The following is a 24,700-nucleotide window of genomic DNA, read 5'->3' as shown; positions in this document are numbered from 1 at the left end:
ACCCAATCGCGCCCCGTCATCGAAGCCACACGCCTTGAAGCGTTGAGAAGGAGTCATTGACCCATGCCGGTCTCCGTAACACTGCCCGCGCTCGGCGAGAGCGTGCAGGAGGGCACGATCACCCGCTGGCTCAAGCAGGAGGGTGAGCGAGTCGAGCTGGACGAGCCGCTGCTCGAGGTCTCGACCGACAAGGTCGACACCGAGATCCCCTCCCCCGCCGCCGGCATCCTGGTGTCCATCAAGGCCCAAGAGGACGAGACGGTCGACGTCGGCGCCGAGCTCGGCGTGATCGACGACGGCACCGGTGCCGCGGCTCCGGCCGCCGCCCCGGCGCAGGAGGCGCCCGCGGCGCCCGTCGCCCCCGCCGCGCCCGTCGCGCAGGAGCCCGCCGCGGCTCCCGCCGCCCCGGCCGCTCCGGCCGCGGCACCCGCCGCTCCGGCCGCCCCCGCCGGCGACGTGCAGGGCACCCCGGTGCTGCTGCCCGCGCTCGGCGAGAGCGTGCAGGAGGGCACGATCACCCGCTGGCTCAAGCAGGAGGGTGACACGGTCGAGGCCGACGAGCCGCTCCTGGAGGTCTCGACCGACAAGGTCGACACCGAGATCCCGGCGCCGATCGGTGGCGTGCTGCTGAAGATCACGGTCGCCGAGGACGAGACGGTGGAGGTCGGCGCCGAGCTGGCCATCATCGGCGCGCCCGGTTCGGCTCCGGCGGCGGCGCCCGCTCCGGCGGCTCCGGCCCCGGTGCAGGAGGCGCCGAAGCAGGCGGCTCCGGCCCCCGCTCCGCAGCAGGCCGCGCCGGCCGCCCCGGCACCGGCGCCCGCTCCGGCGCCCGCGCCGGTCCCGGCTCCGGCCCCGGTCGCGCAGCAGCCCGCTCCGGTCGCGGCGCAGCCTACGCCGCCGGCCGAGGCCGACGGTGCCTACGTCACGCCGCTCGTCCGCAAGCTCGCGGCCGAGCACAACGTGGACCTCGCCTCGATCGCCGGCACCGGCATCGGCGGCCGGATCCGCAAGCAGGACGTCCTCGAGACGGCCCGCAAGCAGCAGGCCGCCGCCCAGGCCGCGGCGTCGGCTCCGGCCGCCGCCGCGTCCGCTCCGGCGAAGGCCGCCCCGACGGCGATCGAGCCCTCGCCGCTGCGTGGTCGGACCGAGAAGCTCTCGCGCATGCGCACGGTGATCGCCAAGCGCATGGTCGAGTCGCTGCAGACCTCGGCCCAGCTGACCACGGTCGTGGAGGTGGACGTCACCAACATCGCCCGCCTGCGCGACCGCGCCAAGAAGGACTTCGTGGCGCGCGAGGGCGTCAAGCTGTCGTTCATGCCGTTCTTCGCGAAGGCGGCCGTCGAGGCGCTCAAGGTCCACCCGGTCCTGAACGCGTCGATGGATCTGACCGCCGGCACGGTGACCTACCACGACGCCGAGCACCTGGTGATCGCGGTGGACACCGACCGCGGCCTGATGGTCCCGGTCATCCACAACGCGGGTGACCTGAACATCGCGGGCCTGTCGCGCAAGATCTCGGACCTGGCGGAGCGCACGCGCACCAACAAGGTCAGCCCGGACGAGCTGGCCGGCGGTACGTTCACGCTGACCAACACGGGTTCGCGCGGCGCGCTGTTCGACACGCCGATCTTCCCGCAGCCGCAGGTCGCGATGCTCGGCACGGGCGCGGTCGTCAAGCGCCCGGTCGTCGTCAACGACCCGACGCTCGGCGAGGTCATCGCGGTTCGTTCGATGGTGTACCTGGCCCTGTCCTACGACCACCGCCTGGTGGACGGCGCGGACGCGGCCCGCTTCCTGCAGACGGTGAAGACCCGTCTCGAGGAAGGCGCCTTCGAGGGCGACCTCGGCCTGTAAGGGGCACACGGCAGATACCGAAGGCGGTTCGGGCGCTCGCCCGGGCCGCCTTCGGCACGTCCGCGGTCGGGTGGGCAAGGATGTGCGCATGCGCATCGCCATCACCGGTTCGACCGGCCTCGTGGGTTCCGCTCTCGTCCGCTCGCTGGCCGCCGACGGCCACAAGGTGGTCCGGCTGGTCCGCCGGACCCCCACCGGGCCCGACGAGGTGCGCTGGGACCCGCACGCGGGCACGGTGGACACCGCGTCGCTCGGGGCGGTGGACGCCGCGGTGCACCTGGCCGGCGCGGGCATCGGGGACCGGCGCTGGACGGCCGCGTACAAGCGCGAGCTGCGGGACAGCCGGGTCCTGGGCACGGCGGCGATCTCCCGCGCGCTCGCCGACCTGCGGCCCGTCCCGCGCGTGCTCCTGTCCGGCTCGGCGATGGGTTTCTACGGCGACACGGGCGACCGCTCGGTGGACGAGACGTCGTCGCCCGGCAGCGGCTTCCTGGTCGACCTGTGCACCGAGTGGGAGGCCGCCACCGCGCCCGCCCGGGAGGCCGGGATCCGGGTCGCGCACCTGCGGACAGGGCTGGTGGTCTCCAGGCGCGGCGGCGCGTGGGGGCGGATGTTCCCACTGTTCAAGGCGGGCCTGGGCGGCCGGCTCGGCTCGGGCCGGCAATACTGGAGCTTCATCTCGCTCGCCGACGAGATCGCCGCGATCCGCTACCTGTTGGACCACGAGCACATCGCGGGCCCGGTCAACCTGACCGCGCCGCACCCGGTCACCAACGCCGAGGCGACCAAGGCGATGGGCCGGGCACTGCACCGGCCGACGGTGTTCGCGGTACCGCCGTTCGCGTTGCGCGCGGTGCTCGGCGACTTCGCCGGCGAGATCCTCACCGGTCAGCGGGTCCTGCCGAAGGTGCTGCTCGACGCGGGTTTCACGTTCGAGCACCCGACCGTGGAGGACGCGATCGCGGCGGCGCTGGCGGGATAGTCCCCCGTCCGGCACGCGGCGCCGGTTCCCGCAGTTGATCACCGGATCCGCATCGGGCGACTTCGGAGCGCTATCCCCCATCCTTCGCTGGGTATGACCTGAAGGCGATGAAGGCGATGAAGGCGACTCCGTGCGCCGCCTCGGGCCGTGCGCGGTAGGGGGACGGGAGGACGACCGTGGTCGACGTGCGCCGTACCGAGGTGATCGTGGTGGGGGCCGGTCTGGCCGGCCTGAGCGCGGCACGGACCATCGCCGCGGCGGGGGTGTCCGTGACGGTCCTGGAGGCGGCGCACCGACCCGGCGGGCGGGTGCGTACGGACCTCGTGGACGGCTTCCGGGTCGACCGCGGCTTCCAGTCGCTGACCACGTCGTGGCCCCAGGTGGGTCGCCAACTCGACGTCGCGGCCCTGGGGCTGCGCTCGTTCCTGCCGGGCGTGCTGCTGTACGAGGACGGCCGAACGCAGCGGATCGGCGACGTGCGGCGCGTGCGCGACGCACTGGGCGGGCTGCGGACCGGCAACGGCAACGGCGGGGATCGCGCGCGGCTCGCCGCATTGCTGGCGCGGACCGCGTCCGCGCCGGTGGAGCGCGTGCTGAGCGGGCCCGAGGTCGCGACCGCCGACGCGCCGTCGATGCGGTCACTGCCGCCCGAGCTCGCCCGGCGCACCCTTCGCCCGCTGCTCGCCGCCCTGCTGCACGACCCCGCGCTGCGCTCGTCGAGCCGGTTCGCCGAGCTGATGCTGCGCTCGTTCCTGCGCGGCCGGGTGGGGCTGCCGGCGCGCGGCATGGCGGCGGTGCCGGAGCAACTCGCGGCGGGGCTGCCGGCCGGCGTCGTGCGGTACGGCGTACGGGTGCTGTCGATCTCGGCCGACCGGGTGCTCACCGACGTCGCGGGCGAGATCCACGCGCGGGCGGTGATCGTGGCGACCGATCCGACCACGGCGGTGGCCCTGCTGCCGGGGCTGCGACAGCCCGGGTTCCACGCGGTGACCACGCTCTACCACGTCGCCCGCGGGGTGCCCCGGGCCGACGCGTCGCTGGTCGTGGAGGCGGACCGGCGCAGCCCGTTCGCGCACACGGCGGTGGTGAGCCAGGTCGCACCGACCTACTCGCCGGACCGCCGCGCGCTGGTCGCCACCACGGTGCTCGGGCACGACGGCTCGGAGCCGGCCAAGCTCGAACTGCGGGTCCGCGAACGGCTCGCGGTCGTGTACGACACGCCCACGACATCGTGGGCGCACCTGAGCACATGTCACATCCCGTCCGCCGTACCGGTCGTCGAGCCCGGCCACAACTTCCGTCGCCCGGTCCGGCTGATCGGCGGCCTGTACGTCTGCGGCGACCACCGCGACTCCAGCTCCATCCAGGGCGCCCTGGCCTCCGGCCGCAGAGCGGCCAGGTCGGCCCTGGCCGACCTGGGCGTCCTGACGGGGTAGCGACCCCGGGGCCGAAGGGACCGGGGCCGCGACCGGACCCGCCCACCCAGACGCGACCGCAGCCCGGCGCTCAAGCCGTACGCACGAAGCACCCCGACCGCGCCTCGAACTCCCGGACCGCCGGCACGTCCCGATACGGCGCCAACCGGTGCGTGAACTCACGCACGTAGTCCACCGCCCGCGACGACCGCAGACCCTCCGCCTGCTCGGTCGCCTCCGCCTCGACCCGGCACGCCTGCTCGACGTCGCCGAGCTCCAACAACGCGGTGGCCAGGATCGTCTGGCAGAACAGCCGGCTGCGGGTGTACTCGCTGCCGCGCAGCCGCAACGACCGCTCGGCGTACTCGCGCGCCTTGTCGTAGTCCTCCAGGTCCCGGTAGCAGTGCGCGTGATCGTCCGTCAGCTGCGCCTCGTTCATGAACGCCACCCACTCGGGCTCGTCGTCCCCCGGCGACACGCACTCCAGCGCCTGTTCTGCCCGCAACAGCGCCGCCCCGCACGCCCGCGCGTCGCCGAGCAGCCCGTGCCCGCGCGCCTCGACCGCGTGGAACAGCGCCCGCACCCGCGGCGTGGCCACCAGGGACGCGCCCTGCTGCGCGACCCGCGCCAGCTGTACCGCCTCGCGGCCGTGCCCGAGGTAGACCGCCTGCCGGCTCATCGTCGACAGCACGAACCCGCCGAGCGCCCGGTCCCCCGACGCCTGCGCGAGCCGCAGCGCCTGCACGAAGTAGCGCTGCGCCATCCCGTGCACGCCCACGTCGTACGCCATCCACCCGACCAGGCGGGTGAGCGTGGCCGCCGCACCGAACAGCGCGCTGCCGGTGCGCGAGTCGTAGGTCCCGCGGAGTATCGCGGTGACCTCGGTGTCGAGGTAGCGCACCAGCGCCTGTCTGCCGTGCCCGCCGCCGAACGAGTTGTCCAACCGCCGAAACGCCTCGCCGACCGCGCGCACCGCGGCCACGTCGCCGAGCCCGACCCGGTCGCCGTCCTGCCGGGTCGGCCGCTCGTCGCCGGCCCCGATCAGCCAGTCGCGGCTGGGCACCACGAGCGCCCCGGGCGTGAACGCGGCCTCCACGAGGGCGGATCGCTGCGCCGAGTCGGCCTGCCACATGCCGGTGACGATCTCGACCGCCTCGGGTGGTCCCGACGCGTATTCGAGGCCGGCATAGTCCGGGCGACACCCGGCCATGCCCAGATCCTCGGCGCTGAGTTTGCGGCCGAGTCGCTGGGTGAAGACCTCGGCAAGCAGTATCGGCACGATCCCGCGCGGATGTTGACCACGCAGCCAGCGCGCCACGGAGGTCTTGTCGTACCGGAGATCGATGCCCTGTTCCGCACCGAGCTGGTCAACGCGTCGGGCCAGACCGGCATGCGAGAAGCCGGCTTCCTCGACAAGCGCGGCCAGCCGGTGGTTGGGGCGCCGCTCGACCCTGGCTGCCATGGAGATGAACGCCTCCCGCTGGTGCGGTGGTTCGGTGTGGGTGGGTGATCGCGCGAGAATCTAGCGATTTCTGGAGCGCTACAACCCGAACGCTCGCAACAATGACCCTTTCGAGTTACGGCGCGTGGCCCGTCCACGGTGTGGCGAATGTGGTCCGGCGGTGGTCCGCTTCGGTCGGTTTCGGCAGAACTTGCCGAACCCATGGGAAGGATCCACCGTGCCGTCACCAGCCCCGGCGCCCACTCGTGCCGCTTGCGGTACACAGGGCCGTGGTGGAACATGCGCGAGGCAGTTCACCCGTTGGGGTGAGCCGAATCAGCGGGGGCCGACCATCGGCGGCCGCGCACCGAGAGAGGCACGGGTGTGAGGCGGCATCCCGACGACACCGCTCGCGGGATCGTCATCCCGCTGGCCGCGATCGCGATCGCGTGCCTGCTGCTGACCAGCGGCGTCGTGCTGTTCTCCGGCTCGGACGGGGAACCCGCCCGCGGCCGCACCGCCGCCCAGGGCTTGGACGTGCCGGTCCCGGCGGTCGCGCCGCCTGCCCGGACGAGCGCCGCGCCGAGCCCGCCCGCGCCCACGACGGCGAAGCCGACCGCCACCAGGTCCGCGACCCGCACCCCCTCCGCCACGGCGACCCGCACCACCACCGCGCCCACCACGGCGCCGCCCGCCACGGCCGGCGCGAAGGACATCTCCGTCGACGCGAGCGTGCGGGACCTGGGGTGGGGCGCCGACGGCACGGTGGTCATCACGAACCGCACGTCGCGGCCGCTCCCCGCGTGGAACCTCACGCTCACCGCCACGGGCAAGCAGAGCGGCTTCACGATGCTCGTCGGCGCCAACATGCGCACCTCCACCGACCGCGACGTCGCGACCGCGCAGGGCACCGGCCCACTGGCCCCGGGGGCGAGCACCGTGATCAGCTTCGGCCTGTACGGCCGGGTCGAGTCGATGGGTTGCACCTTCACCGGTGTCACGTGCAGCGTGCGCGGCCTCCACACCAACGACAGGTGACCCGACGGGCCGTCGTACGCTGGTGGGCGTGACCAGCTTCTTGCGATTCGTGCACTCAGGCATCGGCGACGCGGCCGTCCCGTACGAGGCCGCATGGGAGGAGCAGCGGCGCGTCCACGAACTGGTCGCGAGCGGCGAGTCCCCCGACACGTGTCTGCTCCTCGAACACCCCGCGGTGTACACGGCCGGCCGCCGCACCGACCCCTCCGAGCGCCCGATGGACGGCACCCCCGTGGTCGACGTCGACCGCGGCGGCAAGATCACCTGGCACGGCCCCGGCCAGCTCGTCGGCTACCCGATCGTGCGGCTGCCCGAGCCGGTGGACGTGGTCGCGCACGTGCGCCGGATGGAGGAGGCGCTGATCCGGGTCTGCGCCGAACTCGGCCTGGAGACCACGCGCGTGGAGGGCCGCAGCGGCGTCTGGGTGCTGGGCGACGCGGTCCGGCAGCCGCCCGCCCCGGCCGGCGGCCTGGACCTGCGCCTGGACAGCCGCCTCACCGCCGTCCCCGACCCGCGCCTGCACCCCGAGTTCGACCCGCGCCTGGCCGGTCCCGAGTACGCGCCGTCCAACGCGGGCCAGCGCGGCGACGACCGCAAGCTCGCGGCGATCGGCGTCCGGGTCTCCCGCAAGGTGACCATGCACGGCTTCGCGATCAACTGCGACCCCGACATGACGGGTTACGACCGCATCGTGCCGTGTGGCATCAAGGACGCCGGCGTCACCTCGCTGAGCCAGGAGCTGGGCCGCGAGGTCACCGTCGCCGAGGTCCTGCCGTTGGCCGAGCGACACTTGGCGGCCGTGTTCGCGGGCGTCCACGCGTGACGCACGCCTCGCGGCGGAGCCGGCTCCCGGGGAATCCACCCGGGTCCGCGCCGGTTGCCACCTGACGGGCCGTCCAAACCCCGGATTTACTGGGCGTACCCTGGACGGACCGCCCCACCAAGGCCCGTCCCATCCTGTCGGGCCAACCGCAGTCTGTCCCGAACCGCAGTCTGCCCCGAGAAGAGGGAGTCGCGCGTGTCCGCTGTCGCACCCGACGGCCGCAAGCTGCTTCGCCTGGAAGTCCGCAACGCCGAGACTCCCATCGAACGCAAGCCTTCGTGGATCAAGACCCGGGCGAAGATGGGCCCCGAATACACCGAGCTCAAGCAACTCGTGAAGCGCGAGGGGCTGCACACGGTGTGCGAGGAGGCCGGCTGTCCGAACATCTACGAGTGCTGGGAAGACCGCGAGGCGACCTTCCTCATCGGCGGCGACCAGTGCACGCGGCGGTGCGACTTCTGCCAGATCGACACCGGCAAGCCGGCCGAGCTCGACCGTGACGAGCCGCGCCGCGTCGCGGAGTCGGTCCAGGCGATGGGCCTCAAGTACGCGACCGTCACCGGTGTCGCGCGCGACGACCTGCCGGACGGCGGCGCGTGGCTGTACGCGGAGACCGTGCGCCAGATCAAGGAACTGAACCCGGGTACCGGGGTGGAGCTGCTGATTCCGGACTTCACGGCGCAGCCCGACCAGCTCGCCGAGGTGTTCTCCTCCCGTCCCGAGGTGCTCGCGCACAACATCGAGACGGTGCCGCGCATCTTCAAGCGCATCCGACCGGGCTTCCGGTACGAGCGCTCGCTGGACGTCATATCGCAGGCTCGCGCCGACGGCCTGGTCACCAAGTCCAACCTGATCCTGGGCATGGGTGAGGAGCGCGCCGAGATCAGCCAGGCGATGCAGGACCTGCACGACGCGGGCTGCGAGCTCCTGACGATCACGCAATACCTGCGGCCGAGCGTCCGGCACCATCCCGTCGAGCGCTGGGTGCGCCCGGAGGAGTTCGTCGAGCTGAACGAGGAGGCCGAGGAGATCGGCTTCGCGGGCGTGCTCTCCGGCCCCCTGGTCCGCTCGTCGTACCGCGCGGGTCGGCTCTACCGCCAGGCACTCGAAGTGCGCGAAAGGCGTAACTCTTCGGGCGAAGGTGTGCAGACCTTCACCTCCGTTTGACCCTGGCGTCATCGTTTGGTAACACACTGTTGCAAGGGTGTATCGCAGTGCGGTCCATTCTTCGCACCCAGGACACGTAGGGGGATGACGTCATGCAAGACACGCAGCAGGACAACACCTCGGTGCTGCGGGGCGCGTTCGACCGTGGGGCCGCCGCACGCAAGGCGACCGTCGGGCGGGTCTTCCGGGCCGTCGAAACCGTACTGATGTTCGAGGGCGGCCAGCGCACCGCGCGCCGCAACGCGTGGGCCGCCGTCTGCGCCGACCGCAACCGCGCCCGCGCCCGCGCGGAGGCCTCCGACATCCTCGCCCGCCTCAACCCGACCCCGGGCACCGGCTCCCACTAGAACCCCACCCGACACGCGAGCCGACCCAACCAAGCCCGGCCGGCGCTTGAGACCACATCCAAGCCCGGCCGGCGCTTGAGGCCACCTTCCAGCCCGGCCGGCGTTTGAGGCCATCCGTCCAGCCCGGCCGGCGCTTGAGGCCACCCACCAAGCCCGGCCCGCGCTTGATCCCAACCAGCCCAGCCGGCACTTGAGGGCATCCACGCCCCGCCAACCCCACCGCAGGCACACCCCCAGAAACCGGACCCACCTCCCGCGCCCAACGGCACAAGCACGCCAGTATCCTTTTCACATGGCGAGCAAGGAACCATCCGAGAAGAGCGGCCGGCTGAAGCAGATCCGGCTCGCCTACCAGCAGACGAAGAAGGCCGATCCCTGGGTCGGCTTGATTGTGGCGGCCTGGGGCCTGGGCGTATTCGCAGTGCTCCTGGCCATCGGCTTCTGGTGGGGACACCCGATCTACCTGGGCATCTTCGGTGCCCTCGTGGGTCTGCTCGCGGCGGCCTTCATCTTCGGACGACGGGCCGAGAAGTCGGTGCTCGGCCAGATGGAAGGCCAGCCCGGCGCCGCGTTGGCGGTCATGCAGTCACTCAAGCGTGGCTGGGTCGTGACCCCCACCGTGGCCATCACCCGCCAGCAGGATGTCGTCCACCGCGCCGTAGGCCGCCCCGGCATCATCCTGGTGGGCGAGGGCCAGCCCGGTCGCGTGACGCGACTGCTGGCCGATGAGAAGAAGCGCATGTCCCGGCTCGCGGCCAACACCGTGGTGCACACGGTCATCGTCGGCAACGACGAGGGCCAGGTCCCGCTGCGGAAGCTGCAGCGCCACATCATGAAGCTGAGCCCGACCATGGCCAAGCCCGAGGTGGCGGTCGTCAACGACCGGCTCCGCGCGGTCGGCGACCTGATGAAGAACATGCCGGTACCGAAGGGTCCGATGCCCAAGGGCGCGCGCATGCCGCGCGGCCCGCGCGGCTGACGCACCCCGCGCAGCACCCATCCCCCGTCGACACGAGAGCGGCGGCGATCCTTCGAGGATCGCCGCCGCTCTTTTCACGCCGTGTCGCGTCCCGGGCCGAGCCCGTCCGCCCGCGCTCGTGTTACGAACTACGCACGCACAACCGCGGTGCCGACCGACTTGTCGTGGAAGCCGCGCCCGTCCCGGTCGTAGATCGCCGGCGGAATCACCAGGCAGAGCAGGAGAGTGCGCACCACGACCGCGAGCGGCGAGAGCGTGGCCCGGGTGACCGAGACCACCCGGATGCCCATGATCCGCTTGCCGAAGGTCCAGCCGATCGTGCTCACCAGGAGCAGGTTCTCCGCCGCGAACAGGACGAGCGTGCCCCAGCTCGTCCCCGCCGCGTTGATGTCGCCGCCGCCCATGAAGGACAGTGCGATCAGGTAGCAGATGCCCCAGTCGATCACGAGCGCGACGAGCCTGCGCTGGGTCGACGCCATCGAGTTGGGTCCGTCTTCGGGGAGCCCGAGACGCTTGCCGCGGTAGCCGAATTCTTCGCCCGCCGCCCCGGGGGCCTGGGTCCGCGATGCGGTCGTCTTGTCGTCCACCTCTCCAAAGTAGACGAGCCGGGCCGATTCACCCGCCCCGGGGTGCGCGTGGCAGGGTGGAGCATGCACACGGATCGACGCAAGTCGGGCCGGCCCGTACGGGTGCGTGCGTAACATCCCGGAAACACGAGGGACACCGACGGGAAACCGCTCCCGCCTACCTTCGAGGCCTAGTGGCCACCGGGGAGGAGGTCGCTCCCCGCGAACGCAATTGCCCGCGCCTGGCGCCGGGTCGAGGAGGATTGATGTTCAACAACGCCGAAGAGGTGTCGCGGTACATCGCCGACAACGACGTCAAGTTCGTCGACGTTCGTTTTTGCGACCTGCCTGGCGTGATGCAGCACTTCACGGTCCCGGCGAAGACGTTCAACCCGGACGAGACCCTGGCGTTCGACGGATCTTCGATCCGTGGTTTCCAGGCGATCCACGAGTCGGACATGGCGCTTCGCCCCGACCTGTCCACGGCGCGGCTCGACCCGTTCCGCAAGGACAAGACGCTCAACATCAACTTCTTCATCCACGACCCGCTGACGGATGAGGAGTACAGCCGCGACCCGCGCAACGTCGCGAAGAAGGCCGAGCGCTACCTCGCCGGCACCGGCATCGCCGACACGGCGTACTTCGGCCCCGAGGCCGAGTTCTACGTGTTCGACAGCGTGCGCTTCGCGACCGGCGCGAACGAGTCCTTCTACCACATCGATTCCGAGGCGGGCGCCTGGAACACCGGTGCGGAGGAGAACAACCGCGGCTACAAGGTCCGCTACAAGGGCGGCTACTTCCCGACCCCGCCGGTCGACCACTTCGCCGACCTGCGCGCGGAGATCTCCCTGGAGCTGGAAGCCGCCGGCCTCGAGATCGAGCGCCAGCACCACGAGGTGGGCACCGCCGGTCAGGCCGAGATCAACTACAAGTTCAACACGCTGCTGGCCGCGGCCGACGACCTGATGCTGTTCAAGTACATCGTCAAGAACGTCGCGTGGCGCAACGGCAAGACCGCGACCTTCATGCCGAAGCCGATCTTCGGCGACAACGGCTCGGGCATGCACTGCCACATGTCGCTGTGGACCGACGGCTCGCCGCTGTTCTACGACGAGCAGGGCTACGCGGGCCTCTCCGACACCGCCCGCTACTTCATCGGCGGCCTGCTCAAGCACGCCCCGTCGCTGCTCGCCTTCACGAACCCGACGGTGAACTCGTACCACCGCCTGGTCCCGGGCTTCGAGGCGCCGGTCAACCTGGTCTACTCGCAGCGCAACCGCTCGGCGTGCATCCGCATCCCGATCACGGGCAGCAACCCGAAGGCCAAGCGCGTCGAGTTCCGCGTCCCGGACCCGTCGGCCAACCCGTACCTGGCCTTCGCCGCCCAGCTGATGGCCGGCCTCGACGGCATCAAGAACAAGATCGAGCCGCTGGAGCCGGTCGACAAGGACCTGTACGAGCTGGCCCCCGATGAGCACCAGGCCGTCCCCCAGGTCCCGGGCACCCTCGCCGAGGTCCTCGACGCGCTCGAAGCCGACCACGAGTACCTCCTCGAGGGCGGCGTCTTCACCCAGGACCTGATCGACACCTGGATCGAGTACAAGCGCACCAAGGAAATCGACCCGGTCCGCCTGCGCCCCCACCCGCACGAGTTCGAGCTCTACTTCGACATCTAAACCGAAGTACCGCTGACCTGCGGGTCCACCCTCCAGTCAGCCCGAGAGGGCACGACGAGGGCACTCCCCCGAAGGACAAGGCCGTCGACCGCTGCTTCAAGAGCGCGGTCGACGGCCTTCTTCGTGCACTCCTCGCCGACGGGCACGAGGCAGGCGTAGATCCGGAGAGTGAAGCCGGGATCGACGTGCCCGAGGTACTCGGCGAGCGATGACGCCGGCCTTGGCGAGCGCGGGCTTCCAGATGTTCAGAGCCGTGCTGGAGGACAGGCCGGAGGCCACCGGCAGACGCCGACAAATGGTCCGCCTTCCGCGAAGGCATCAAAGTGAACTGGAAATCGCCGTCGAGCCTCACCAATTCCCCGGCCGATGACTTCCTCGTCTCACAGATACAGTCCGGGTGATCGGCGCCGCCCCTGACCGGCCTCGTCGAATCGCTCACCCGCCGGTGCCCCATGAGCCGCGGAGCCTTGGCCACGGTGCCCGGTGCAATCCGCCGGCATCATCAAGCCCGGCCTCGGCAAGGCATACGTCCCGGTGCGTGCATTAGGTATGCGCGGCGAATTCGGATTCGCGGAGATCGGATCGCGTCAGGCCAATGTGGAGTTCTCGACACGTCAGTGAGACGAGCTCCGCGAATGATTCATCCCGGTCGTGGTGCGCACGCAGTAGTTCGACCAGTGGCGTGCCCGTGTCCGCAAAGAGACCTCCCGGAACGCCGGGTTCGAAGGACACCTCGACACTTCCCGCACGCGCGTACTTGATCCACGTCAGCGCGTTCACGTTCCACATGAACGACACGGCTTCGCCGTTCCGCGAGGCCCATGAGGTAACGGACGCGGCATCAATACCGAGCATGTGGAAGCAGTACGACCAGCCTCCACCGCGACCGGCCCTGAGGATCATCCCGCCGGGATAGCAACGGGGGTCGAGCACGTCGTCGGGCGACGGTGGCCGCAGTTCGATGTCTAAGCCCCCCACCGCGCGCAGCAACTCCGCCGGATCGACTCCGGAAGCGAAGACAATGCTGCCCTCCTCCCGATATTCCGTGCGTAGCCATGCCGGGTCAGCGGAATCCATAATTCCTCCTAATCAGTTGTCTACAAAATGCCTGAATGACTTAACCAACCAGTCGGGTATGTCGGTTTTCTGATCTTCCTCGAATGATAGTCGCCCCGTAGGTTCGCCGGGAGGCGGGAGACGTTCCGTTCAACCCGAGCAAGCGAGGGATTTTGTCCGAAAAAACAACGCTATCAGCGGCGCAATATAAAGTTCTACGGTTAATCTTGACGGCGGTCACCATTAGCGGAGTTTTAGTCGTGGGGGGATCGCCACCCACGACTGCGGCCCCCACAACGCCGCCCCCGGCATCCACGTCCGGCGGCCCGACTGCGTCCACATCGCCGATCTCATCGACCCCCGCAGGGACATCCTCGGCAACGACATCGGCTCCTCCGTCAGCGTCGCCAACCGCTTCCACCGCCTCCACGACACAATCGGATATACCCCCGAGCGTCGGCGCGGCCACGTCGACCACGCCGCCGGCTTCCCGGGCCGCCGCGCCCGTCCCGCCCGGGAGCGGCCCCGTCGATTTCTCGTGCCTGCCGCAGCGTGCGGAGCCCGGGGTGGCCTACGGCTGTGGATCCCTGGGGCCGGGAACGCCGATCTCCACCGAGACGCCGTTCGTGCCCCCTGCTCCTGAGGCGGTGGCAGCCGGCCCGGAAGAGCCGTGCAACCCGGGGACCGGACCGGGCGAGACGAGCTCTTTCGGGCGGTTCTCCTATTGCGCCCGATATCCCCAGTTCCACTACAGCGTCGTACGAGACGGGCAGGTACTCGGAGGACTCCAGGGCGTTCTCGTGGACCGGCTCGTAATGCGCAAGGACAGTGGTGTGGTCATCCACCGCATCAACGTCACGATCACCAGGGCGGATGCCTCCATGGACGGAACCATCGTCCGCATGATCACCGAGTGCGCCGAGTGCACCGTCTCCGGCAACACGATGACCCAGGTCATGGGGGGCGTCGGTGCCGAACTCAACTTCGAGCACCAGGCCATGTGGACGCCCGCCCTGCCCGACCCCGTCAACGGGACGCAGTCCACTCTCCAGTTCACCATGAAATACGAGATGAAAACGCCGATTGCCGACGCGGAGATACCCGGCGGGTGGAAACCCGCCCGGAACCCACGCTGCGACAACTCGCTCAACCTGGCGACACCGGGATGCGTGATTCCGGAATACGTGCCCACTGCGGACGTGTCGCGGTCTGGGTCATCATCCGCGATGATCTACTACGCGCAGACGCAGATGGCGGGGGCCTGGGGACTCAGGCTCGCCAACGGCAAAGGAAAGCCCCTCACCCGCAGCCAGGCCGATTCGGTGGAGGCCGGAAAGTCCTGGGGCGACATGAGCCGCCAGGTCATCTGTAAACGCAAGTACAACCACGATCCCAGTTTTCCCGCCGCGGACGATCCCAGCTGCGACGAGTACCCCTTCGCGGCCACATTCCAGAGTGCGGGCAAGGGCGGCTTCGCCCGGCTGGGGGCCGTCGACGACGGCTCGGTGTGCACCCAGGTTGTGGCCACTCGACCGTCGACCGGCGCGCCGTACGACAACATACGCGTCGTGGGCACCGCAGACCCCGCCGCGCCATGCATTCGCGGAACGATTCCCCTGGGCCAGAACACCGATGCGGGACGAGCCATCGCATCGACCTTCATCTCCAATTCCCACGTCCTGCGTGGGGACAACTTCTGGGTCCACGCGGCACCGCAGGGCGGGTGGGGCAACTGCGCAACGGTCGCGCAGCCGACCACCCCCCTCGCCGCCACGTTCGACATCCCGCTCTGCGGTCCGATCCTGGACGCGTTCAACCACGCCGGCGGGGCCGGCGCCGTCGGATACCCCGTTGCCCAGGGCTCGACCTCCGACGGCCAAGGGAAGTACATCCACTTCCAAGCACGCGGGGCAGCCGAGCCGAGCGCCTCCATCTACTGGAGTCCCGCCACCGGCGCGCACGAGATTGCGGGGAACATCCGGGCCAAATGGCTCCGCCTCGGCGCCGAGACCACGCTGGGCTATCCCATCACCGACGAGACGACGACCCCCGACGGCCAAGGGCGCTTCAACCACTTCTCCGACGGGGACACCTCGATCTACTCGACCCCCACCGGAGGCGCCTGGCAGATCGGCGGGGCGATCCGCGACAAGTGGGCGGAACTGGGATGGGAGAGGGGTCTGGGCTACCCGGACACCGACGAGTCGACCACTTCCGACGGGGTGGGCCGCTTCAACCACTTCCGCAGGCTGGGCGCGAGCACCGGCGATGACTCGATCTACTGGACTCCCGACACTGGAGCCCATCAAATCGGCGGGGCGATCCGCGACAAGTGGATGGCGGGTGGGTCCGAACAAGGCGCCGGCTACCCGACCACCGACGAGACAGGCACCCCCGACGGCCAAGGCCGTTTCAACCACTTCCGCGGACCCGGCATGGACGAGGAGAGCGAATCCATCTACTGGCACCCCAAGGTGGGCGTGTCGAGAATCCTCGCGGGGTTCCGCGACAAGTGGTTGACCTTCGGCGCGGAGCAGGCCAGCGGCTACCCGGTGGGCGACGAGACCGGTACGGGCAGCAGCGAAGGAGCCGAGCAGTACACGGCCAGGATCGACGCGCAAGGCAACGCGTACCTGTTCCTGAGGTTCCTGTGGGGCCCCGACTCCGGAACCCACTTCACGCCCGCGTCATGGCGAAACTACCCGGGCCCGAACTCGTGGATGGGCTTCCCCACGAAGGAGCACGCCTACGACCCCGGCGAACCGATCGCGAACTTCTACACCTTCCAGTCCTTCGAAGGCGGATGCCTCGGCAAGTACACCTCCACGCCTGCCGGGCAGATCGACGCGGTCGCCAACTCGACCGATCTCTGCAGGGAGGATTACCAGGAGATCACGCCGGACACCTGGAACAACAGAATGCTGCGCGAGAAGCTCCCGATGGAGCTGAACCCCGTCCCGCTGAATAGCGTCCTGGGCCCCGACGGCCAGATCTCGGCTGACAAGCTCCGAGCCGCAACCGCAGAGCAATAGTCGCGAATGGGCACGCGCGTGGAGGACGACGAAGTTCGTCCTCCACGCACTCCCTCTCGGCTTGCCGCAGTTGCCGCGGATAGGTCTGATCACTTCTTCGACATCCAAACCGAAGTAGGTCGGCCTGGAAGCCCAGCCCTCTCGAAGACGGGGCCGTCGACCGCTGCCGACAGCGGTCGACGGCCTTCTTCATGTGCTCTTTCGCTCGCGGGCGTGATCTTGGGCGGGGTCAGCCGGACGCTGCCTTCTCCGTGCGTTCGAAGGGTGTTTGCCGGGTGTGCTCGTGGCGTTCTGCCCAGCGGATGGCCAGTGGGGCCGCCAGGCCCGTCAGGGTGAAGAGGGCTCCGACGATGTACCAGCCGGGGCGGCCCCAGGTGATGCAGAGTGAGATGAGCAGGCCCGGGCCTAGGGCTTCGGCCAGGCCGGCGCCCAGGCCGAACACGCCCAGGTACTGGCCGGTGGCGTGCTCCGGTGCGAGGGCGAAGGAGATCTCGAAGCCCGCGGCGGAGTGCCACAGCTCGCCGACCGTGTGGATCACCACCGCGGCGATGAGGAGCGTTGCGGCGGCCCACGTCGGTACCCCCGCGGACAGCGAGATCAGCGCGCAGGAGACCAGGAAGGCCACGCCCGCTCGACGGTAGGCGCCCCCGCAGGCCGCGGGGGAATCGATGGCCCGGCCCGCTCTCACCTGGAACGCGATGACGATGACCGTGTTGACGAGCATGGTGCCCGAAATGAGCCAGTGCGGAGCGGTGGTGGCCGCGACCAGCCAGAGCGGAATGGCCACCGTGAGCACCTTGAACTGGATGGCCATGACACCGTCGAGGGCGGTGAGCACGAGGTAGGGCCGATCCCGGAGGGCGATCCAACGAGGGCCGCCGGCAGCGTGCCCTACGGGCACGACCGGCGGCAGGAGGAGCACGATCGCCGCGGAGGCTCCGATGGCGATCGCGGTGCCGATGACCAGAAGCTGGTAGGCGGTGTGCGTGCCCACCTGGACGACCCAGCCTGCGAGCAGGGCGCCGAAAGAGATGCCGATGTTGGTCACGGCACGGAGGTAGGAGCGGAATTCCTGCGGCCGGTCCCCTCCGTAACGCCTGATGAGCGGACTGCGTGCGGCCAGTCCGGCCGCCTGTGCCCCGGTGGCCGTGCACACCGCGAGAACGAACGGCCAGAAGCTGTCCACCAGTACGAAGCCCGCCGTGGCCAGCGCGCGCACGACGAGGGTGCCGACGTAGACGCCGCGGGCTCCGTATGTGTCCGCAAGGTGGCCGGCGCCGATACCCACGATGAGCGAGACGAAGCCGGCGATGCCGAGCCCGAGACCCACCTGGGTCGCCGGCAGGTGCACGTCCTGGGTGAAGTACAGCACCCCGGCGGTCAGGTAGAGGCCGCTGCCGATGGTGTAGGCGAAGTTCGAGGCGGCGATGACGCGTTGTGGTCCGGTGTCGGGCATCAAGTGGGGCATGACGTGGCTCCGCGTCCCGAGCGGTCGGTAGGGGCCGGCCAATCTTGTTGCACATAACTTGCAACAGCAAGAGGTTCGCGGTAACTGGATATGCCTCGGCGCGCGGGTCGCGAGGGCGCAAATATCCAAGACCGTGACAAGACACGCCCTAGGGTCGAAGGAGCGAGCGTCCATCGACATTCGGGAGTTGCCATGCACGGCGATCCGGCCTTCTTCGAGATCGGCGTCCCGGATTCCGCCCGGGCGCGAGCCTTCTACGGGCGCCTGTTCCACTGGGAGTTCCCGCCGTTCGGCGAGAACGGCCAGGTCTGGATCAGGACGCCCCGCGCCAAGGGCGGACTGCACGAGGAGGACCCGTCGGCACCGATCCTGATGTTCTTCGAGGTCGACGACATCGAAGCCGCCGTCCGGACGGTCCGCGAACTGGGCGGCTCGGCGGAGGATCCCGGCCCCGAGGAGTCGGGCTTGGGGCGGTTCGCGATGTGCGTCGACGATCAGGGCGTGCGGTTCGGACTGCACCGGGCGGCCGGCTAGGGGGAATCGCCCCCGAAGAAGGCCCTGCCCCCGCGTACTCACGCGGGGGCAGGGCCTTCTTTGGTCGGCGTGCTCAGCCGCAGGAGCCGCAGCAGGCCGCCTTGGTGGTCGCCGGGGCGGCGGTGAGGGTGTAGCCCGCCGTGGTGACCGCGGTGGCGACGGCGGCCTCGGAAAGCGCGGGCGTGGCGGTGACCGTCAGGGTTCCGGTCGGGAGGTCGACGACCGCGGAGGTCACCCCCGGCAGAGCCGTGACCCGCGTCGTCACCGATGAGGCGCAGCTGCCGCAGGTCATGCCTTCGACGGTGTACACGGACGTGGACGTGCTCATGGAGTGCCTCCCGGGCATCGACTGGTGGGCTGGGAACCGGGTTCAACATACCCCCCGGAGGTATTTTCCCCAACCCCTGGCATTCAATACCCCACTAGGGTATGTTCCGGATCGCTCGATACCCCCCAGTCGTATCTACGGAGTGATCACGATGTCCGAGCTTCAGGCACCGCCGAACCCGCGCCGTTGGGCGGCGCTCGCGCTGATCGCGCTCGCCCAGTTCATGGTCATCATGGATACGTCGATCATCGGCGTGGCCCTGCCCGAGATGCGCACGGATCTCGGCTTCTCGCAGGGGAACCTGTCCTGGGTCTTCAACGCCTACGTGGTCGCGTTCGGCGGCCTGCTGCTGCTCGGCGGCCGACTGTCCGACCTGTTCGGCGCCAAGCGCCTGTTCAGCGTCGGCTGGGCGATCCTGGGCGGCGGGTCGCTCGTGGCCGGGCTCGCCGGCGAGGTGTGGGTCGAACTGCTCGGCCGCGCGACCCAGGGCGTCGGCGCCGCGCTGATCGCGCCCTCGGCCCTGACCCTGCTGATGATGCTGTTCGGCGACAACCCCAAGGAACTGACCAAGGCGTTCGCGCTGTACGGCGCCGCCGCACCGGCGGGCGGCACCGCGGGCGTGTTCCTGGGCGGCCTGATCACCGAGTACGCCAGCTGGCCGTGGGTCTTCTACGTCAACATCCCCGTCGCGGTCCTCGCGCTCGTGGTGACCCCGTCGCTGATGCCCGCCGCCCCCGCCCGCCGCGGCTCGATCGACATCCTCGGCGCGACCACCGTCACCGCCGGCCTGGCCGCCTCCGTGTACGCCGTCGTCCGCACCCCCGAGACCGGGTGGGGATCGGCCGAGACCCTGCTCGTGCTCGCCGCCGGCGTCGCGCTGATCGCGCTGTTCCTGCTGCTCCAGTCGAAGCGGGCCGAGCCGCTGATGCCGCTGCGCATCCTGCGCACGCCCAACCTGGCCGGGGCCAACCTCGCGCAACTGCTGATGGCCGGCGCCTGGATCCCGATGTGGTTCTTCCTCAACCTCTACCTCCAGGAGGTGCTCGGGCTCGGCGCCTTCGCGTCCGGTTCCGCGCTGCTGCCGATGACCGTCGCGATCATGGTCATGATGATCGTGCTCGCCCCACGCCTGATCGCCCGCTTCGGACCCAACCCGCTCGTGGTCTCCGGGCTCGCGGCGCTCGCGGCCGGCATGGTCTGGCTGTCCTTCGCGCGGCCCGACGGCAACTACTGGGTGGACGTCCTGCCCGCGTCGCTGCTCGCCGCGATCGGGATGGCCCTCGCGTTCATCCCGTCCCTGGGCACCGCGATCTCCAGCGCCCGGCCCGAGGAGGGCGGCCTGGCCTCCGGCATCGTCAACACGAGCTACCAGATCGGTTCGGCGCTCGGCCTCGCCGCGATGACCGCGCTCGCCGCGGCGCACGGGGCCCAGGAGATCGGCGACCCGAGTGCCCTCACCGACGGCTTCGGCGCGGCCTTCCTCGGCGCCGCCGGGATAGCCGCCGCGGGCGCCGTGATCGCCGCCCTGACCCTGCGCGGGCCCGCCGCCCCGGTCGACACCGCCCCCGTCACCGACACCGCCCCCGACCCCCGCGCGGCCACAACCCACTGACCACATGGGAAACAACACATACGGCCGAGCGCCGCCCCCGGGGACCGGGGGCGGCGCTCGGCCGCGTGTGCGGGCACTCGGAAGGCGACCTCTCCCGGGAAGTCCGAAACGTCCCCCATGAGGAGGAGACGAATCGCCTCGGATGGCCCTACGGGGTGATCGCGGCGAGGCTGGGCTCTGGCAGACTTGAACGTATGGGGGGCAATCCGAGCCGAGAGACCATGCCGCCGTCGGGGCGACGGGTGACCGACGAAGCCGGACGGAAGACCATGCAGCCAACCCTTTCGCCGACCCGATTGCGTGTCTATCTGAGCACGCCGCGTCGGCCGCGATTCGTGGTCGAGCTCGCGTTGATCGCGCTGGGCTACTGGGTCTACTCGCTGGTCCGCAACGCGGTCCCCGAGCGCGAGGCGCTCGCGGTGGATCGGGCCTGGCAGCTGCTCGACCTCGAGAAGGCACTGCACATCGACATCGAGCACAGCGTCAACCACACCGTGAACGGCGTCACGTGGCTGATCGTGTCGATGAACTACTACTACGCGACGTTGCACTTCGTGGTGACGATCGGCGTGCTCGTGTGGCTCTTCCACCGACATCCGGGTCGCTATCGCGCCGTACGCACGGTGCTGTTCCTGACCACCGGGCTCGCCCTCTTCGGCTACTTCTTCTTCGCCCTCGCGCCACCTCGGCTGCTGCCGGACGCCGGCTACATCGACACCGTCCTGGTCCACCACACGTGGGGATCGATGGCGTCGGGCGACATGAAGAACGTCTCCAACCAATACGCCGCGATGCCGTCGATGCACATCGGCTGGTCCACGTGGTGCGCGATCGCGATCGCGATGTTCGCGCGACCGATGTGGGTCAAGGCGCTCGGCATCCTGTACCCGGTCCTGACCCTGTTCGTGATCGTCGCCACCGGCAACCACTTCGTGCTCGACGCGGTCGGCGGGTGGATCACCCTCGCGGTGGCCCTCGTCCTGCAGCGCCTGCTCAACGCGCGCTCGGCGTACCGCTTCCCCCGGTACCCACCCGACGACCCGCGGGCGGTGTCGCTACCCCCGCCCGCCAGGCGACCGATGGACGCCGGGGTCAAGGACGGGCACGAGATCGAACGGCCTCAGCGCGAGCCGGTCGACGTCTCGTCCTCGCCGTAGAAGACCCGGTCGACGACCGCCCGCGCGTGCCGGGTGACCCGCCGGTACTCCTCGATCAGGCTGCCGGTCTGCCCGCCGTTCCCGTCCGGACGGTGCCCCAGCAGTCGGGCCACCCCGCCCAGCTCGCGCACGTGGGACGGGAAGCTGTCGGACGACTTGCCGCGCACGATCATCACCGCGTTGCGCACCCGGGTGGCCTCGACCCACGCGTCGTCCAGGACCTTCGCGTCGTGCTCGTCGAGCAGCCCCGCGTCGCGGGCGGCCGCGAGCCCCTGGCGGGTCCCGGTGACCCGCAGTGCGGGCACGGCGTGCGCGTGCCGCAACTGCAACAGCTGGACGACCCACTCCACGTCGGCCAGGCCGCCGCGCCCGAGCTTGGTGTGCGTGGTCGGGTCGGCGCCGCGCGGCAGCCGCTCCGCCTCGATCCGGGCCTTCATCCGCCGGATCTCGCGCACTTGCGTGTCGTCGATCCCGCCGCTCGGGTAGCGCAGCGGCGCGACCATCTCCAGAAAACGCCGGCCGAGGTCGGCGTCGCCCGAGGTGAAGTCGGCCCGCAGCAGGGCCTGGCTCTCCCACAGCTTGGACCAGCGCTCGTAGTACGCGCGGTACGACGCGAGCGTGCGCACCAGCGGGCCCTGCCGGCCCTCGGGGCGCAGGTCGGTGTCGATCAGCAGCGGCGGGTCGGTGGACGGGATCTGCAGCAGCCGGCGGATCTCGTTGGCCACGTACTGCGCGGCCTTCGCCGCTGGGCCCTCGTCCGCGCCCTCCTTCGGCTCGTATACGAACATCACGTCGGCGTCGCTGCCGTAGCCCTGCTCGTAGCCGCCGAACCGGCCCATCGCGATGATCACGATCAGGGTCGGGATCGGCCCGTGCGCGCGCTCGTACGCGTCGATCGCGGCCTGCAGCGCGCCGGTCAGCGTCGCGGCGTTGACGTCGGTGAGCGCCTTCCCGGTGGCGTCCGCGTCGAGCCGGCCCAGCACGTCGGCGGCGACGATCCGGAACAGCTCGCGGCGGCGCACGCTGCGGGCCGCCTGTACGGCGCTCTCCGGGCCCGGCGCGCGCCCCACGGCGGCGAGAATCTCGGTCTCCAGCGCGGCCCGTGAGCGCGGCCGCAGGCCGTCCTGGTCGCCGAGCATCGCGACCGCCTCGGGGGCGCGCAGGAGCAGGTCGGGCGCGAGCCGCCCGGACGCGAGCACGCGGGCCATGTACTCGGCCGCCGCACCCGACGCGCCCGCCCCCGAGTCGCGCAGCAGGCGCAGGTACCAGTGCGTGTTGCCGAGCGCGTCCGAGACCTGGCGGAACGCGAGCAGCCCGGCGTCCGGATCCGCCGAGTCGGCGAACCAGCTCAGCATCACCGGCAGCAGCGTGCGCTGGATCGAGGCCCGCCGGCTGACCCCGGACGCGAGCGCCTCCAGGTGTCGCAGCGCGGCCGCCGGGTCGGCGTAGCCCAGCGCCTCGAACCGGGCCTTGGCCGCCTCGGGGGTCAACCGCTGCTCGCCGACCTTCAGCCGCGCGACCGCGTCCAGGAGCGGCCGATAGAACAGCTTCTCGTGCAGCCGCCGCACCTCCACGGTCTGCTGCTTCCACGCCTTCTCCAGCTCGCCCACCGGGTTCGCGCGCATGCCCATCGAGCGGCCGATCCGGCGCAGTTCGCCGGTGTCGGTCGGCATCAGGTGGGTGCGGCGCAGCCGGAAGAGCTGGATCCGGTGCTCCAGCGTGCGCAGGAAGCGATACGCGGCGTCCAGCGCGGCGCCGTCGTCGCGGCCGACGTACCCGGCCGTCGAGAGCGCGGCCAGCGCGTCCAGGGTCGAACCGCTGCGCAGGCCCGGGTCGGACTTGCCGTGCACGAGTTGCAGGAGCTGGACGGCGAACTCGATGTCGCGCAGGCCGCCGGGGCCGAGCTTGACCTCGCGGTCGACCTCGCGCGCGGGGATGCTGTCCACCACCCGGCGGCGCATCGCCTGCACGTCGGCGACGAAGTTCTCGCGCCGGGCGGCGGTCCACACCAGCGGGGACACGCTGTCGAGGTACTTGCGGCCGAGCGCCGCGTCGCCGGCGACCGGTCGGGCCTTCAGGAGGGCCTGGAACTCCCAGGTCTTGGCCCAGCGCTCGTAGTACGCGAGGTGGCTGGCCAGGGTGCGGGTGAGCGGGCCGTTGCGGCCCTCCGGGCGCAGATTGGCGTCGACCTCCCAGATCGAGCCCTCGGCGGTGGTGGCCGAGCAGGCCCGCATCAGGGCGCCGGCGAGCCGGTTCGCGGCGGCGACCGCGACGCCCTCGGCCACGCCGGGCGGGGCCTCGGCGACGAAGACCACGTCCACGTCGCTGATGTAGTTGAGTTCGCGCCCGCCGCATTTGCCCATGCCGATCACCGCGAGCCGGCTCTGCTCGGCCTCCTGCGGGTGCTCGCGGCGGACCAGGTCGAGCGCGGCGTCCAGGGTCGCGCCGGCGAGGTCGGCGAGTTCGGCGGCGACGGTCGGCTCGTCGGCGGAGCCGCACACGTCGCGGGCCGCGATCGACAGCAGGCAGCGCCGGTAGCCGACCCGCAGCGCGTCCAGGGCCGGGTTGCCGCGCAGGCCCGCGGTCGCGGTGGTGAGCACGGCGTGGAAGTAGTCCGGCGTCGGACGGGCGTCCCGGACGTCGTAGGTGACGAGCGTGCGCCAGTCGTCGGGGTGGCGCGCGAGGTGGTCGCCGAGTGCCGCGCTCACGCCCAGTACGCCCAGAATCCGGTCCCGGAAGGGCTTGGCGGAGGCGAGCGTGGACAGCAGCATCGAGCGGTCCGGCGCGGCCTCGGCGAGCCGGACCAGGCCGAGCAGTGCGAGGTCGGGGTCGGCGGTCGCGGCGAGCGCGTCCAGGAACAGCGAATCGTCGCCGGCGCCGAGCAGTGCCGGGTCGCGGAGGTTGCGCGCGGCGCTCGCGACATCGGTGAAGCCGAGTCGCACGAGGCGTCCGTCGGTGGCCGCCGGCTCACGAGGCTGATCCGCAGAGGTCACCGGCCGAGCGTATCCGCTCAATCGGCTGATCGATCAAGAACACAACTGCGAATGTGGACGCGCCGCACGGGGCTCGCCGAGCCCCCCGACCGCGACGAACCGATGTGCGGCGCGCCCTCGTCGGTGGCGGACGACAGGTCCACCCTGCGAGCCGTCCGTCCCACGGCCCGAAGGGGCCTCCGTAGCGACGAGCTGCCATACGCCACCGTACGGGACGTCACCCTACGTTAGC

Annotated in this window: 19 protein-coding genes; 13 read left to right on the top strand and 6 right to left on the bottom strand. The window is 70.7% G+C overall.

The features are described from left to right. Nucleotides 1-63 precede the first annotated feature (63 nt). From sucB to OG928_RS24040, 3 genes are all read left to right on the top strand, one after another. Nucleotides 64-1,854 carry a 2-oxoglutarate dehydrogenase, E2 component, dihydrolipoamide succinyltransferase gene (sucB, locus tag OG928_RS24050; protein ID WP_406287202.1) on the top strand — a complete coding sequence of 597 codons (1,791 nt, stop codon included), beginning with the start codon at nucleotides 64-66 and terminating at the stop codon, nucleotides 1,852-1,854. Nucleotides 1,855-1,942: 88 nt separating this feature from the next. Further along, nucleotides 1,943-2,836, top strand: coding sequence for a TIGR01777 family oxidoreductase (locus OG928_RS24045; protein ID WP_406287200.1), 894 nt, complete (start codon nucleotides 1,943-1,945; stop codon nucleotides 2,834-2,836). Nucleotides 2,837-3,012: 176 nt separating this feature from the next. Then, complete coding sequence (locus tag OG928_RS24040; protein ID WP_406287198.1) at nucleotides 3,013-4,272, top strand: NAD(P)/FAD-dependent oxidoreductase; 1,260 nt, start codon at nucleotides 3,013-3,015, stop codon at nucleotides 4,270-4,272. A 70-nt stretch (nucleotides 4,273-4,342) separates the two neighbouring features. Here OG928_RS24040 and OG928_RS24035 read toward each other — a convergent pair whose 3' ends face one another. After that, complete coding sequence (locus OG928_RS24035) at nucleotides 4,343-5,713, bottom strand: tetratricopeptide repeat protein (protein ID WP_406287196.1); 1,371 nt, start codon at nucleotides 5,711-5,713, stop codon at nucleotides 4,343-4,345. 363 nt (nucleotides 5,714-6,076) lie between these two features. Between OG928_RS24035 and OG928_RS24030 the strand changes: the two genes are divergently transcribed. The 5 genes from OG928_RS24030 (at nucleotide 6,077) to OG928_RS24010 (ending at nucleotide 10,046) form a co-directional block, all read left to right on the top strand. After that, nucleotides 6,077-6,730 carry a hypothetical protein gene (locus tag OG928_RS24030; RefSeq protein ID WP_406287194.1) on the top strand — a complete coding sequence of 218 codons (654 nt, stop codon included), beginning with the start codon at nucleotides 6,077-6,079 and terminating at the stop codon, nucleotides 6,728-6,730. 28 nt (nucleotides 6,731-6,758) lie between these two features. Continuing rightward, nucleotides 6,759-7,553, top strand: a complete 795-nt coding sequence (lipB, locus tag OG928_RS24025) for a lipoyl(octanoyl) transferase LipB (RefSeq protein WP_406287192.1) — start codon at nucleotides 6,759-6,761, stop codon at nucleotides 7,551-7,553. Between the two features lie 195 nt (nucleotides 7,554-7,748). Continuing rightward, entirely contained in the window at nucleotides 7,749-8,720 is a 972-nt protein-coding gene (lipA, locus tag OG928_RS24020) for a lipoyl synthase (RefSeq protein ID WP_406287190.1), read from the top strand. Between the two features lie 92 nt (nucleotides 8,721-8,812). Next, on the top strand, nucleotides 8,813-9,067 hold the full coding sequence (locus OG928_RS24015) for a hypothetical protein (protein ID WP_406287188.1): 255 nt from the start codon (nucleotides 8,813-8,815) through the stop codon (nucleotides 9,065-9,067). Nucleotides 9,068-9,359: 292 nt separating this feature from the next. Then, on the top strand, nucleotides 9,360-10,046 hold the full coding sequence (locus OG928_RS24010) for a DUF4191 domain-containing protein (protein WP_406287186.1): 687 nt from the start codon (nucleotides 9,360-9,362) through the stop codon (nucleotides 10,044-10,046). A 128-nt stretch (nucleotides 10,047-10,174) separates the two neighbouring features. Here OG928_RS24010 and OG928_RS24005 read toward each other — a convergent pair whose 3' ends face one another. After that, a complete protein-coding gene (locus OG928_RS24005) occupies nucleotides 10,175-10,633 on the bottom strand; it encodes an RDD family protein (RefSeq protein ID WP_406287184.1) in 459 nt (152 codons plus the stop codon). Between the two features lie 245 nt (nucleotides 10,634-10,878). Here OG928_RS24005 and glnA point away from each other — a divergent pair, with 245 nt between their 5' ends. Beyond that, entirely contained in the window at nucleotides 10,879-12,288 is a 1,410-nt protein-coding gene (gene glnA / locus OG928_RS24000) for a type I glutamate--ammonia ligase (RefSeq protein WP_406287181.1), read from the top strand. Nucleotides 12,289-12,831: 543 nt separating this feature from the next. Here the strand turns inward: glnA and OG928_RS23995 are convergent. Continuing rightward, the gene (locus tag OG928_RS23995) at nucleotides 12,832-13,365 is read right to left on the bottom strand and encodes a DUF6461 domain-containing protein (protein ID WP_406287179.1); all 534 of its coding nucleotides are present in this window, start codon (nucleotides 13,363-13,365) and stop codon (nucleotides 12,832-12,834) included. 779 nt (nucleotides 13,366-14,144) lie between these two features. Here OG928_RS23995 and OG928_RS23990 point away from each other — a divergent pair. Beyond that, nucleotides 14,145-16,376 (top strand): hypothetical protein, encoded by a 2,232-nt coding sequence (locus OG928_RS23990; protein ID WP_406287176.1) that lies wholly within the window; start codon nucleotides 14,145-14,147, stop codon nucleotides 16,374-16,376. Between the two features lie 229 nt (nucleotides 16,377-16,605). Here OG928_RS23990 and OG928_RS23985 read toward each other — a convergent pair whose 3' ends face one another. Next, nucleotides 16,606-17,844, bottom strand: a complete 1,239-nt coding sequence (locus tag OG928_RS23985; protein ID WP_406287174.1) for an MFS transporter — start codon at nucleotides 17,842-17,844, stop codon at nucleotides 16,606-16,608. 192 nt (nucleotides 17,845-18,036) lie between these two features. Here OG928_RS23985 and OG928_RS23980 point away from each other — a divergent pair, with 192 nt between their 5' ends. Beyond that, nucleotides 18,037-18,378, top strand: coding sequence for a VOC family protein (locus OG928_RS23980; RefSeq protein ID WP_406287172.1), 342 nt, complete (start codon nucleotides 18,037-18,039; stop codon nucleotides 18,376-18,378). 73 nt (nucleotides 18,379-18,451) lie between these two features. On the opposite strand, the gene OG928_RS23975 is transcribed toward OG928_RS23980, so the two are convergent. Beyond that, complete coding sequence (locus tag OG928_RS23975; RefSeq protein ID WP_406287170.1) at nucleotides 18,452-18,706, bottom strand: heavy-metal-associated domain-containing protein; 255 nt, start codon at nucleotides 18,704-18,706, stop codon at nucleotides 18,452-18,454. 151 nt (nucleotides 18,707-18,857) lie between these two features. On the opposite strand from OG928_RS23975, the gene OG928_RS23970 reads away from it, so the two are divergent. Then, entirely contained in the window at nucleotides 18,858-20,318 is a 1,461-nt protein-coding gene (locus OG928_RS23970; RefSeq protein WP_406287169.1) for an MFS transporter, read from the top strand. A gap of 269 nt (nucleotides 20,319-20,587) precedes the next feature. Further along, entirely contained in the window at nucleotides 20,588-21,475 is an 888-nt protein-coding gene (locus tag OG928_RS23965) for a phosphatase PAP2 family protein (protein ID WP_406287166.1), read from the top strand. On the opposite strand, the gene OG928_RS23960 is transcribed toward OG928_RS23965, so the two are convergent. Beyond that, complete coding sequence (locus OG928_RS23960) at nucleotides 21,439-24,468, bottom strand: bifunctional [glutamine synthetase] adenylyltransferase/[glutamine synthetase]-adenylyl-L-tyrosine phosphorylase (RefSeq protein ID WP_406287164.1); 3,030 nt, start codon at nucleotides 24,466-24,468, stop codon at nucleotides 21,439-21,441. The two genes, OG928_RS23965 and OG928_RS23960, sit on opposite strands and share 37 nt — an antisense overlap. Between the last annotated feature and the right edge of the window lie 232 nt (nucleotides 24,469-24,700).

The sequence above is a fragment of the Embleya sp. NBC_00896 genome, assembly GCF_045207785.1.
Classification (GTDB): Bacteria; Actinomycetota; Actinomycetes; order Streptomycetales; family Streptomycetaceae; genus Embleya.
The sequence above is the reverse complement of the archived record's forward strand: the minus strand, read 5'-3'. Positions and strand labels throughout refer to the sequence as shown.